The following is a 13084-nucleotide window of genomic DNA, read 5'->3' as shown; positions in this document are numbered from 1 at the left end:
CCGTAGAATCAAACTACTGTCTCAAAAGCTTAATCACAAAAGATGTCGTGTAATACGTTAATCACTTTGGTCACGTTACTATCATCCAGCTGGTAGTAGATAGTCTGCGCTTCGCGGCGAGTTTTTACGTATTTCTCACGTCTTAACCAAGCAAGATGTTGTGATAAAGTCGATTGCGGGATCGGTATTAATTCATTAAGCGCTGATACGGACAGCTCACCTTGCTGCAATAAGCACAATATCATTAAGCGATGCTTGTTACTTAATGCTTTCATCAGTGATTCAGCTTTAGAGGCTTTTTTCTCTAATCGCTCAATGCTCATTTGTTCAGTCATAGTTAATCAATCTTTTGGTTTTGATAGGGTTATATTAACATAGTTAGAAATATACATCCCCAGCATCATCGCAAATATAAAGACCATAATCTTAGGATCGCCAGCGCTGACATTAACAATTGCAGGACCTGGACAAATACCTGAAATACCCCAACCGATACCAAATAATCCAGCGCCAATGATGAGCGGGCGATCTATTAATGTTTTCACCGGTAGGCTAAATTCGTTGGCAAATAACGGTTGTTTTAACTTTTTCTTTAAAATTCGATAAACAGGGATGAAAAGTAATAACGCCGACCCCATGACCAAGGCCAAACTTGGATCCCAATCACCAGTAATATCAAGAAAGTTGAATATCTTATTTGGGTTGACCATTTGCGAGATAATTAAGCCAATACCAAATAAGATACCGCTGAACAAGGCTATAAATAATTTCATTCTTTATCCTAACTTATACTGTCGATGACAAAAGGTTGTTGACGATAAACACAGTAATCACCGCTGTGCTCATAAAGATGATAGTGGCGACGAGTGAACGTACTGAAAGGCGACCGATACCACAGATACCATGGCCACTGGTACAGCCGGAACCAACACGAGTGCCGATACCCACAAGCAAGCCGCCGATGACAATAGCAGGCCAACTCACATCGATGCTGCTAGGTAGTGAAAATCCTAAAAAATGAGCAAAGAAAGGACTTATCACTAGGCCGAGGATAAATAATATTCGCCAGTATTCACTGGGCGATTTGCTGTTTTTTAAGTTGTAAAAAATACCGGAAATACCACTGAGCTTACCGATACCAAAGAGCATTAATAAAGCGGAAATGGATAAAACCAGACCGCCTAAAATTGAATCTAAAATAGTTAACTGCGTCATTTATTTGCTCTCTGCTGTTGGTGTATAAACAGGTATTTTGAAAAATACTTGCTTGCGTTTATCTTCTTGAGGGAGTTGTCCTGCTTTAATATTAACTTGCAGTGCCGGGTATAACAGTTTGGGTACGGCCAAGCTTTTATCACGAGTCTGTCTAATCGCGACAAAGTCATCATGTGAGACATTATCACGAATGTGGATATTCGATTTTTTACTCTCTGCCACTGTGGTTTGAAATTGCAATTCTCTGCCGTTTGGTTGGTAATCATGGCACACCCAAAGCTTGGTATTGTCTGGGAGTGAATAGATCTGCATTATGCTCTGGTATAATTCTGTGGCCGAGCCACCAGGGAAGTCACAACGTGCAGAACCGCTATCGGGCATGAATAAGGTATCGCCAGTAAATGCATTATCTTCGACGAGATAAGTGACACTGTCTTTAGTATGCCCTGGTGTTTCAATGACGTTGATGGCGACATCACCAAGATGAAGCGTGTCATTGTGGCTAAGCAGTACGTCAAACTCTTTACCGGAGACTGATACTTCGTCATCACTGAAGCCAAAGATGTCCTTAAATACATGCTGTACTTGAGTGATGTTTTTGCTAATCGCAATTTTACCGCCAAGCTGTGTTCTTAAATAATGTGCTGCGGATAGATGATCGGCGTGAGCGTGAGTTTCAAAAATCCATTCCAGTGTTAACTTGTGGTCTTCTAGGAATTCAATTTGAGTATTAGCAAAATGAAACGCAATGTTGCCGGAGTTATTTTCATAATCGACAGCGCTGTCAATGATTGCAGCTTTTAGGCTCTGCGGATCATAGATAATGTAACTGATAGTAAAAGTATCGTGATGAAAAAATGGTTTAATAATGGCAGACATTTTGACCTCCTCAATACTGTTCGTTACTGATCATTCGTATATCGTACATTGTAAATATGCGATATGCAAGTGGTCAGTAAATCAAGTATAGAAAACAATAAATCAAGTATAGAAAAATGAACACTATTTACATTGTAGTTCAGCTAAATTAGCAAACAAGGCGAGTGCTTCAGGATTGGCGAGGGCATCTTTATTGGTTACGGCAATACCGTGCACCACGTTACGCACTGCGAGTTCGACGATCTTACCACTGATGGTTTTGGGGATATCGGCTACAGCGATGATTTTAGTGGGTACGTGTCTTGGGCTAGTATTGGCTCGAATGACCTGTTTGATTTGGCTTATTAATTGGCTGTCTAACTCAACGCCCTCTGATAAACGCACAAACAAGATCACCCGCACATCATCCTGCCATTTTTGGCCAATAGCGATAGATTCTTGAATGGCTGATAGTTTTTCTACTTGTCGATATATTTCCGCGGTGCCAATACGCACGCCGCCGGGATTTAATACCGCATCAGAGCGGCCGTGAATAATGACGCCTACTTGCTCAATATTGATATCTGTAATGTCATTAATAGCGTGACCTGTTATTTCATTAATATAATGGTAAATCAGTTCACCGTAATCACCGTGTGCCCAGATATTATGGAAACGCGAAAAGTAAGCGTTATGGTATTTTTGATCATCGGGATCTTGCCAAAACCCCGTTGGCATTGACGGGAAAGGTTGTCGGCAAACCAGGTCGCCTTTACCTTTGGCATGACTAAGTCGAAGTGGGATTGGTGACTGATTTTTACTTGTTGCGTTTGTTGCTTCCTCTTCATCACTTTTCATAAACGCCACGTCCATGCCTAGACCTATGCATTGCAGCTCACCGCGGTACACAGGTAAGGTTGGCATACCTAACATAAAGCAAGAAATAATATCAGTACCGCCACAGATACTAGATAGGCACACATCCTGTTTAATATGTTGATAAATATAATCATAGCTTTCATGGGATAGGGTAGAACCCGTGGATAACATAGTTTTTAAATGGCTGAGTTTATAGGTCTGTGCCGGTCGTAACTGGGCTTTATCACAGGCTGAATAATATTTGGCACTGGCTCCAAAAATAGACACTTTTTCAGTGTCAGCCAATTCAAAAAGTATTTGTTTATGCGGGTGAAAAGGCGAGCCGTCAAACAATACTAAGGTTGCGCCCTGAGATAAACTACTGACTAACCAATTCCACATCATCCAACCACAAGTAGTGTAATAAAAAATGCGGTCATGAACTTGTACATCGGTATGTAATGCCAGCTCTTTGACATGTTGTAATAAGGTACCGCCAACACTGTGGACAATACACTTAGGCATACCCGTTGTGCCAGAGGAGTAGAGTATATACAAGGGGTCTGCGAAGGCCATCGCTTCAAAACTTAAAGAGCGTGGGATCGCCGCACAAAAATGTCGCCAGTTACAGGCTGTGGTTTTATGCAATGTACAGGATGTTGCTTGTTCGTTCTGTTCGTTCTGTTCGTTCTGTTCGTCTAAGTCTAAGTCTAAGCCCAGTTTTAAATAGGGAACGATGACCAGTTTTGCTAAGTCTGGTAGGGAGTTTGCTATCGCATTAACCTTTTGGCTAATATCAATTTGCTTACCAGCGTAGTGATAACCGTTGCAGGCGAATAATAGTTTAGGCTGAATTTGGGTGAACCTGTCGAGCACACCTTGATGACCAAAGTCTGGCGAGCAGGATGACCAGATTGCGCCAATACTGGTGGTCGCTAACATGGCAACAATAGCTTCGCTGCAATTGGGTAATATGGCCGCCACACGATCGCCTTTTACAATGCCTACTTCACGCATAGCGCCTGCAATACGCGTGACTTCTTCACGTAGTTGTTGATAGCTGAGTTGTACTCTCCGACCATCTTCACCACAACTGATGATGGCAAGTTTGTCTGGATTGGTGCTGCTGTTACTCGATATGCTGCTCGATATATTGGGGGGCTGCATGTTATCGGTCGAAATTTTATAGTTAGAAATGTTATGGGGAAATAGCAGGTTTTCGGCGAAGTTTAATGTTGAATCTGGAAACCATTGGCAATGATAAAAACAGTCATCGTGGACAAAAACACGCTCAAGATTAAAGTTACCTTTGAGATTAAAAAAGCCAACGATTGAACCCCAGAATACCGCAGTATTGTCGATACTCCATTGATGCAATTGCTGATAATGGACAAACGTCAGGCAGTATTCATCGCGCAAAAACTGCAGGTAACGGGTGATGTTACTGCCATCAATACGCGCTTGGCTTGGGGTCCAGATTGGAATAGTTGACTGCGCTGTCATTGTCACCTCATATTTTCGATTGAAATCGAGCTTGTGCGGTTGGGTAGGCTAACGCTACCTTAGAGCCATTGGCGCGGTTTAAACGTTGGCAAATGAAGTTGCCCGCGGCAATTAATTCATTTAAATCAACGCCAGATTCAATACCTAAACCATTGAGCATATACACCACATCTTCGGTGGCGACATTACCCGATGCGCCTTGAGCATAAGGACAACCGCCTAAACCAGCAACAGCACTGTCGATAACGCTAATGCCTAATTGCAATGCGGCATAAATGTTAGCCAGTGCTTGGCCGTAGGTATCATGAAAATGGACGGCTAATTTTTCGACAGGCACGTGCTGGCTAACTGCGTTAATCATGGCTTTGGCCGCTTCCGGAGTCCCGACACCGACGGTATCGCCAAGGCTTATTTGATAACAACCCATGTCGTGTAATTGCTGCGCCACCTTCGCGACTTTATTTATACTAATATAACCTTCATACGGACAACCTAAGGTACAGGATATGTAACCCCGCACGGGTAAACCTGCTGCGAGCGCTTGTTTTACCACGGGTTCAAATTGATGTAACGACTCGGTAATCGAGCAGTTTATATTTTTACGGCTAAAGCTTTCTGATGCCGAACCAAAGATGGCTATTTGGTCGACGTTTGCAGCTATTGCAGCATTTAAACCGACTAAATTGGGGGCGAGTGCTGAGTAGGTGACTCCATGAATACGTTTGATGCGTTTGAAAAGCTCACTGCTATTAGCCATTTGTGGTACCCATTTAGGTGACACAAAACTACCCGATTCAATCATGGTTAAACCTGTATGACTAAGCATATTCACCAGTGAGACTTTGTCGCTTAGGCTTATTTCAATTTCATTTTGCAAGCCGTCACGAGGACCGACTTCGACTATTTTAACCTGTTCTGGTAGTTGATACCCTTTGTTAGAAAGCTGATTAACGTTTGTTGAAATGAGTGACGCCATTAGGCCTGTTCCTTGTTATCAAGAATGAGAGAAGGGGTTAACTGTATTAATTCAGCACCATCTTCAACCATGTCACCTTCTTGATAACACACGGTGGTAATTGTGCCTGCTATAGGAGCTATAATATTACACTCCATCTTCATCGCTTCCATCACGACTAAAGGTTCACCCGCGTCGACAACTTGATCCACTTGACAAAGGACACTGACGATAACGCCATTCATTGGCGCGGTTATTTTGGTTTCTACTTTAGTATTAATATTAGTTGTTGAGGCCTTATTTTGCATAGCCGCTTGGCGAAACAATACCGTATTGTGACCAGCATAAAATACCGTGATTTGTAATGGCGAGATAACAAGGGTTGCCTTGATTCGATGGCCATCAATAAATGCGCTGAGTTCATGGCCAGCAAGTTCACCGTGAACTGTGTATTCTTGCTGCTTATGGGCAGGGTCACGAAGCTTAATTTGATAACCTTGAGCGAGTGTTCTCACATCTAGGCTGTATTGGTACTGCTCTTGTGCTTGATTGTTATTCGCTGTCGTTAATTTAACGGTGTTGGTCGCCGGTTGATTTAAACGCCAGCCTGTCGTTTGTGCCCAAGGGGAATCACTATCCTCGATGCTGTTATGAAGTGTATTATGCCGTGCTCTAGACTGCTTAGCTTGAAGTTGCAAGGCGAGTCCCGCTAACAGTAAAGCATAATTAATATTCGCGGGCACAACTGATAATAGCGCAGCATGGATCTGCAGGAAGTCGGTGTTGAGATCTGCGCTTTGCAGTGCCGACACTTTTGACAGCTGCGTTAGAAAGCCAATATTAGTTTTAATGCCCGCTATCTTATAGTCCGATAAGGCGGTTTGTAGACGCGTAATAGCCAAGTCGCGGCTATGATCCCAGACGATTAATTTGGCAATCATGGGGTCGTAATAGGGGCTGATGTCATCGCCTTGCACAACCCCCGTATCAATACGTACATGTCTAGATGCTGGTGGTTGATTTAAGTAGGTAATATTGCCGCTGGCAGGCATAAAATCCTTCTCGGTGTCCTCGGCATAAATACGCACTTCGATAGCATGACCGTTGATTTTAACTTGTGTTTGAGTCAGTGGTAATGGCGCGCCGTTGGCAATATGTAATTGCCATTCGACCAAGTCTAATCCGGTGATCATCTCAGTGACGGGATGCTCGACTTGCAAACGGGTATTCATCTCCATGAAGTAGAATTGACCTTGTTCGTCGTATAAGAATTCGACTGTGCCAGCGCCTTGATAATTGATTGCTTGGGCTGCTGCAACAGCTGCTTCTCCCATGGCGACTTGTGTGGCTTGAGGTAATGCGGGAGCAGGGGCTTCTTCGAGTATTTTTTGATGACGACGTTGAATTGAACAATCACGCTGCGATAAGTAAATGCAGTTGCCGTGATTATCGCTAAATATCTGAATTTCGACATGACGGGTCTTGGTTAAGTAGCGCTCGATGAGCATGTCATCATTGCCAAAACTGGCCATTGCTTCACGCTTGGTTGCGGCGAGTGCTTGGCTAAACTCTTCGGGATGATAGACGATGCGCATGCCTTTCCCCCCACCGCCATATACCGCTTTGAGCAATTGTGGGTAACCAACTTGGTGTGAGTGATAGGTTAATGTTTTTTCATCTCGAGCGTTGCCATGATAACCGGGGACAAGTGGTACATCTGCGGTTGCCATAATCGCTTTTGCAGCACTTTTACTGCCCATCGTGGTGATAGCCTCAACACTTGGGCCAATGAAGATTAATCCTTGTTGAGCACAGGCTTGGGCGAATGCTGCGTTTTCGGATAAGAAACCATAACCAGGATGAATGGCTTGTACATTAGCTTGTTGGGCAATGGTGAGTATGCGTTGGCTATTAAGATAAGATTCTGTCGCGGGTGCTGGTCCCAAATAAAACGCTTCATCGGCCATTTTTACATGCCGCGCGTTGCTGTCTGCCGCAGAGTAAATAGCCACACATTTAATACCAAGTCGTTGCGCTGTTGCTATTATGCGGCAAGCTATTTCACCGCGATTGGCGATAAGCAGTTTGTTAAAGGGTTTGGGTTGATTGATTAAGACCTGATGCGACATCGGCGTTATTCCTTGGTCCAGTCGGGTTTACGTTTATTCAGAAATGCATCTAGCCCTTCCTGAGCTTCGTTCGATACCCGAATTGCAGCGATTCGTTGACTGGTATCGGCAATTAATGTGTCGTTGATGGCATGGTTACTAATATCATGCAGCAGCGATTTTACTGCTTGCATCGCGGCGGGACTATTGTCGAGTAAGGTATTAATAAAGGGGGCAGCGAGTGCATCTAAATCATCATCAAGCCGATGGATTAAACCATACTCAAGCGCTTGTTCTGCGCTAAATAGTTCACCGGTTAAACAATAGCGGCGGGCTTGCCTTACCCCCATAGCAGCTACGACATAAGGACTTATCACCGCAGGAATAAGGCCTATTTTCACTTCACTTAAGCAGAATTTGGCCGTTGAGGTCGCCAAGGCAATATCGCAACAGGCCACCAGACCAATTGCACCGCCAAAACAAGCGCCTTGCACAAAGGCAATTGTGGGTTTGGGGAATTGGTTTAGTTTGTCCATCACTTTGGCTAATTTCCCGGCGTCAGCGAGGTTTTCTTGGTAACCTAATTTGACAACATCTTTCATCCAGTTTATATCGGCGCCCGCACAGAAGTGTTCGCCCTGCGCGCGTAATAGCAATATACGTACAGCAGGATCATGCTCTAATACCGCGAGCGTTGTTAACAGATGATTAATCGTGTCGACGTTAAACGCATTGCGCACCTTGGGTCGTGTCAGGGTGATTGTGGCGATACCGCGATCATCAACAGCCGTGTGGAAGTGTTCTGCATTGATAATGTTTAGCTGATCGGATTGTTTTGTCATTCATGGATCCTAACTCTGATGTGTAATGTGTAATGTGTAATGTGTAATGTGTAATGTGCGATTAGGCTTATCGAAGTTACATTCTAAAAATACCAAATTGGGTATCGGCTATCGGTGCGTTTAGGGCTGCTGATATAGCTAAGCCAAGTACCTGTCTTGTTTGTAAGGGATCGATGATACCGTCATCCCACAGGCGGGCGCTGGCATAGTAAGGATCTCCTTGGGTTTCATATTGTTCAATAATGGGGGCTTTGAATTGCGCTTCTTCGTCAGCATTCATGCTTTTATTATGACGGGCTAAGCCGTCTTTTTTAACTTGGCTTAGCACGCTGGCAGCTTGCTCTCCGCCCATCACCGAAATTCTGGCATTCGGCCATATCCATAACATCGTTGGGCTATAAGCGCGGCCACACATACCATAATTACCGGCGCCATAACTGCCGCCAATAATCACGGTAAACTTTGGAACCTGAGCGCAAGCCACTGCGGCGACCATTTTCGCCCCATGTTTAGCAATACCTTCTGCTTCGTATTTTTTACCTACCATAAAACCGGTGATATTTTGCAGGAAGACTAACGGGATCTTACGTTTACAACACAGTTGAATAAAGTGAGCGCCTTTTTGCGCTGATTCAGAGAATAACACCCCATTATTGGCAATAATGCCGACAGGATAACCATGAATGCGAGCAAAACCACAAACCAGTGTGGCGCCGTAGTATTGCTTAAATTCATCGAACTCAGAGTTATCAACAATGCGGGCAATGACCTCTTTAATATCGAATTGTTTTTTTAAGTCGGTGCCGACAATGCCATATAACTCTAAGCTGTCGAATAGTGGTGGGATACTGGGATAGACAGTTAAATTGGGCCGTTTGAGGTGATTGATATTGGCGATAGCTTGACGCACAAGTTGTAATGCGTGGGCGTCATCTTCGGCGTAATGGTCGGCAACTCCGGATATTTTGCAGTGTACATCGGCGCCACCGAGCTCTTCAGCACTGACTTCTTCACCTGTAGCCGCTTTGACCAGAGGCGGGCCAGCTAAGAAGATAGTACCTTGTTGTTTTACAATAATAGATTCATCTGCCATTGCTGGTACATACGCACCGCCTGCGGTACATAAGCCCATAACCGAAGCGATTTGTGGTATGCCTTTGGCTGACATATTAGCTTGATTAAAGAAGATACGACCAAAGTGGTCGCGGTCAGGAAATACTTCATCTTGGCGGGGGAGAAACGCGCCGCCAGAATCGACTAAATAGATACAAGGTAGACAGCAACGTTCGGCAATTTCTTGGGCGCGTAAATGCTTTTTCACTGTGAGTGGATAATAGGTCCCGCCTTTAACCGTCGCATCGTTAGCGATGATCATGCATTCGATACCATTAACCCGACCAATACCGGCGACGACACCAGCAGCGGGTACGGCATCGTCATAATACTGCCAAGCCGCAAATTGCCCGAGTTCCAGTAATGGCGAACCAGGATCTAATAACGCATCAATACGTTCACGGGCGAGCATTTTGCCACGGGCTAAATGCCGCTGTTGAGCTATTTCGCCACCGCCTTGTTTTACTTGTTGAATATTGCTTTCGAGCTGTTGGACAAGTTGCTGCATAGCCTGTTGCTTTGCTATAAACAGAGGGTGTTTGATGTTAAGCGTCGTGCCGATTTTAGCCATGTTCGCTATCCTCTTGATTCGTTAAACAGTTCACGACCAATCAGCATTCTGCGCATTTCAGATGTGCCCGCGCCAATTTCATAGAGCTTGGCGTCTCGTAGTAAGCGACCTGCAGCATATTCGTTACTGTAGCCATTACCGCCTAATAACTGGATGGTATCGAGCGCCATTTTAGTCGCTAATTCTGCGCAATATAAAATCACGCCTGCGCAATCCTTGCGGCTGGCTTCACCGTTATCACAAGCACGGGCAACCGCGTAGGTATAACATTTGGCGGCATTCATTTGACTATACATGTCGGCCATCTTGGCTTGCACAAGTTGAAACTCACCAATGGCTTTACCGAATTGTTGACGCTGGTGAATATAAGGCACCACAAGATCCATACAGGCATCCATGATCCCCAACGGACCTCCAGTTAGTACCAAACGTTCGTAATCAAGGCCACTCATGAGTACTTGCACGCCGTTATTTAATTTGCCAAGGATATTGGCTGCTGGGACTCGGCAGTGTTGAAATACTAACTCACAGGTATTGGAACCGCGCATGCCGAGTTTATCGAGTTTTTGCGCTTGGCTAAAGCCAGCAAAACCGCGTTCAACGATAAAGGCGGTAATACCATGACTGTTTAATTCAGGGGCTGTTTTGGCGTAGACAATATAAGTACTGGCTTCGGGACCATTGGTGATCCACATTTTATTGCCATTTAGCACATAGTCATCGCCGTCTAATACTGCGCTAAGCTTCATTGATACCACGTCAGAACCAGCGTTGGGTTCGGTCATCGCCAGTGCACCTACGTGTTCGCCACTAATCAGCTTAGGTAGGTATTGTTGTTTTTGTTGTTCATTGCCATGGCGGTAAATTTGGTTCACACAGAGATTTGAATGGGCCCCGTAACTGAGTCCAACTGAGGCAGATGCCCGACTTATTTCTTGCATGGCAATAACGTGGGCGAGGTAGCTCATATCAACCCCACCGTATTCTTCACTGATGGTGATGCCCAATAATCCCATATCACCAAACTTGTGCCACATATCTGCTGGAAACAAATTGTCTTTATCGATTTGCGCTGCGCGAGGTGCTATTTCATCATCAGCAAATGCCGCCACACTGTCACGCAGTAGATCGATTGTTTCACCGAGGGCGAAGTTAAGTGAGGTATAGGAATTTGGCATCTACTTTCCTTATTCGAGACTCTATGACTGGCGACTACAGTTAGAGTTAGTCAATAATCTTACTGAATTGGCGAATTAATCTTGTCTTTCATTAGTTTGAGTATGGTCGCTAACGAGGGGGTTGCCAATTTGGATAGTGAAATCTGTGACTGCATGTTTAGTTTAATAATTGCATGTTTAGTTTAAATTTTAATCATTGGTTTGACGTTTGCAGTAAAATTAAAGAAAATATTATTAATGTGAGCTAGATCTCTATATAATTCCGTTCCGGCCAGAACCATCGAGTTTAGCCACCTTAGTTACAAGCCGTCACCAAGGAAATGTGAACGACCCAAGGATTTGGACCAGCGTGACTGTAGCTTGCTATCAAGGTGACTCGTATGTTGTTATTGGGCGGACTGACTAGATTATTTTTCTCTAAAAATGCTGTTTTTCCTCACCTTATATACCAATGCACGTAATACCCATTGCAATAAAATACTGATCATTAATCAGGTCTAAATTAATCCCACTGGGTGTTAATTTCTCCTGCGTTTACTGCCATCTAAATTTTATTCCAATTGGTATCACACCTTCATTTTTATACATCTATTTTTAAGAACAGGATGAAATAATGCAGTTGTTAATTAGTTTAGTTGGTATTTTAGTGCTGATTTTATGTGCATGCGCACTTTCTGAAAACCGTAAAGCGATCAATTGGCGTACCGTGATTGGGGCATTGTTCCTACAAGCGAGTTTTGCTGCACTTGTGCTTTATTCTTCTATTGGTCAAGCAATGCTAGGTGCTATGAGCAGCGGTGTTGCCGGTCTGCTTGGATTTGCTGATGTGGGTATCCAATTTCTATTTGGTGATTTAGCGACAGAAGGCTTTGTCTTCGCGATCCGCGTATTACCTTTAGTTATCTTTATTAGTGCGCTTATCTCCTTACTGTATTACATCGGTGTTATGCAGTGGGTGATTAAAGTGATTGGCGGTGGTATTCAGAAGTTTCTTGGTACCAGTCGTGTGGAATCATTAGCAGCAACAGGTAACATCTTCCTATCACAAGGTGAATCACCATTATTAGTAAAGCCTTTCTTACCAACAATGACACGTTCAGAATTGTTTGCAGTGATGACGGGTGGTATGGCATCGGTTGCTGGTAGTGTGCTGGGCGGTTACGCAGGTTTAGGCGTTGAAATTAAATACTTGATCGCTGCAAGTTTCATGGCGGCGCCGGGCAGTTTATTGATGGCGAAGTTATTAGTGCCAGAGCAAGAAACAGTCACTGAAGGCGCTAATGTTGAAATGGCAAAAAGCGAGCACAGTAATGCGATTGATGCATTAGCCGGCGGTGCGATGAATGGCATGAAGGTTGCTGTGGCAATTGGTACTATGCTCATCGCCTTTGTGAGTGTGATCGCCATGGCCAATGCAGGTTTAGAAGTACTTGGTAACTGGATAAGCATTGAAAACCTGACATTACAAAGTGTACTGGGTTACATCTTCGCTCCACTGGCCTTTATGATTGGTATACCTGAAAATGAAATGCTGATTGCTGGTTCGTTCATTGGCCAAAAAATGATTTTGAATGAATTCGTTGCCTTCATGGACTTCGCTGCAGTGAAAGAAACTATCTCTGAGCATAGCCAAGTGATTATCACGTTTGCATTGTGTGGTTTTGCTAACATTGGTTCAATCGCCATTCAAATCGGTTCTATCGGTGTTATGGCACCAGAGCGTCGTTCAGATGTGGCAAGCTTAGGCTTTAAAGCGGTACTTGCGGCTACATTGGCTAACTTAATGAGTGCTGCATTAGCGGGTATTTTCATTAGCCTATAATGGCTGGTTAGAATAACGCGGTAAACATAATTAAACTGAAAAGCCCACTTTAACGCTAAGT

Annotated in this window: 11 protein-coding genes; 1 reads left to right on the top strand and 10 read right to left on the bottom strand. The window is 44.1% G+C overall.

Annotated features, from left to right (window positions below; genetic code table 11):
* Nucleotides 1-29: 29 nt before the first annotated feature.
* From CXF93_RS12900 to CXF93_RS12855, 10 genes are all read right to left on the bottom strand, one after another.
* Nucleotides 30-335: a helix-turn-helix transcriptional regulator gene (locus CXF93_RS12900; RefSeq protein WP_101062898.1), complete on the bottom strand. Its 306-nt coding sequence runs from the start codon at nucleotides 333-335 to the stop codon at nucleotides 30-32.
* Between the two features lie 6 nt (nucleotides 336-341).
* Entirely contained in the window at nucleotides 342-773 is a 432-nt protein-coding gene (locus CXF93_RS12895; protein WP_101062897.1) for a YeeE/YedE family protein, read from the bottom strand.
* A gap of 13 nt (nucleotides 774-786) precedes the next feature.
* Nucleotides 787-1215: a YeeE/YedE family protein gene (locus CXF93_RS12890; protein WP_101062896.1), complete on the bottom strand. Its 429-nt coding sequence runs from the start codon at nucleotides 1213-1215 to the stop codon at nucleotides 787-789.
* Nucleotides 1216-2094, bottom strand: coding sequence for an MBL fold metallo-hydrolase (locus CXF93_RS12885; protein ID WP_101062895.1), 879 nt, complete (start codon nucleotides 2092-2094; stop codon nucleotides 1216-1218).
* Between the two features lie 123 nt (nucleotides 2095-2217).
* Nucleotides 2218-4434 carry an acetoacetate--CoA ligase gene (locus CXF93_RS12880; protein WP_101062894.1) on the bottom strand — a complete coding sequence of 739 codons (2217 nt, stop codon included), beginning with the start codon at nucleotides 4432-4434 and terminating at the stop codon, nucleotides 2218-2220.
* A gap of 7 nt (nucleotides 4435-4441) precedes the next feature.
* Nucleotides 4442-5410 (bottom strand): hydroxymethylglutaryl-CoA lyase, encoded by a 969-nt coding sequence (locus CXF93_RS12875; protein ID WP_101062893.1) that lies wholly within the window; start codon nucleotides 5408-5410, stop codon nucleotides 4442-4444.
* Nucleotides 5410-7518: an acetyl-CoA carboxylase biotin carboxylase subunit gene (locus CXF93_RS12870; RefSeq protein ID WP_101062892.1), complete on the bottom strand. Its 2109-nt coding sequence runs from the start codon at nucleotides 7516-7518 to the stop codon at nucleotides 5410-5412. The genes CXF93_RS12875 and CXF93_RS12870 overlap by 1 nt, the downstream gene beginning before the upstream one ends.
* Nucleotides 7519-7523: 5 nt before the next feature.
* Entirely contained in the window at nucleotides 7524-8339 is an 816-nt protein-coding gene (locus CXF93_RS12865) for an enoyl-CoA hydratase-related protein (protein WP_101062891.1), read from the bottom strand.
* A gap of 76 nt (nucleotides 8340-8415) precedes the next feature.
* The gene (locus CXF93_RS12860) at nucleotides 8416-10023 is read right to left on the bottom strand and encodes a carboxyl transferase domain-containing protein (protein WP_101062890.1); all 1608 of its coding nucleotides are present in this window, start codon (nucleotides 10021-10023) and stop codon (nucleotides 8416-8418) included.
* 5 nt (nucleotides 10024-10028) lie between these two features.
* Nucleotides 10029-11201 carry an isovaleryl-CoA dehydrogenase gene (locus CXF93_RS12855; protein WP_101062889.1) on the bottom strand — a complete coding sequence of 391 codons (1173 nt, stop codon included), beginning with the start codon at nucleotides 11199-11201 and terminating at the stop codon, nucleotides 10029-10031.
* A gap of 613 nt (nucleotides 11202-11814) precedes the next feature.
* Between CXF93_RS12855 and CXF93_RS12850 the strand changes: the two genes are divergently transcribed.
* A complete protein-coding gene (locus CXF93_RS12850) occupies nucleotides 11815-13023 on the top strand; it encodes a NupC/NupG family nucleoside CNT transporter (protein WP_101062888.1) in 1209 nt (402 codons plus the stop codon).
* Nucleotides 13024-13084: the final 61 nt, after the last annotated feature.

The organism is Moritella sp. Urea-trap-13 (genome assembly GCF_002836355.1).
Taxonomy (GTDB): Bacteria; Pseudomonadota; Gammaproteobacteria; order Enterobacterales; family Moritellaceae; genus Moritella.
This window is presented reverse-complemented; position numbering and strand designations above follow the sequence as displayed.